This is a genomic window from Pseudoalteromonas sp. P1-26, assembly GCF_001401795.1.
Taxonomy (GTDB): domain Bacteria; phylum Pseudomonadota; class Gammaproteobacteria; order Enterobacterales; family Alteromonadaceae; genus Pseudoalteromonas.
In genome coordinates this window covers 1-357 of sequence record NZ_LKDX01000152.1, presented here as the reverse complement: position 1 = coordinate 357, position 357 = coordinate 1, and the positions used below count along the sequence as shown (strand labels likewise).

Here is a 357-nt window from a genome sequence, read left to right as displayed (position 1 = left end):
CAGGTGCTGCATGGCTGTCGTCAGCTCGTGTTGTGAGATGTTGGGTTAAGTCCCGCAACGAGCGCAACCCACGTTTTTAGTTGCCATCATTCAGTTGGGCACTCTAGAGAAACTGCCGGTGACAAACCGGAGGAAGGTGTGGACGACGTCAAGTCATCATGCCCCTTACATCCTGGGCTACACACGTACTACAATGCTCCGGACAGCGAGACGCGAAGCCGCGAGGTGAAGCAAATCTCCCAAACCGGGGCTCAGTTCAGATTGCAGGCTGCAACTCGCCTGCATGAAGGCGGAATCGCTAGTAATCGCAGGTCAGCATACTGCGGTGAATACGTTCCCGGGCCTTGTACACACCGC

Annotated in this window: 1 rRNA gene; it reads left to right on the top strand. The window is 55.7% G+C overall.

Annotation, left to right across the window (positions count from 1 at the left end):
* A 16S ribosomal RNA gene (locus AN394_RS21345) occupies nucleotides 1–357 on the top strand; the annotation flags it as partial.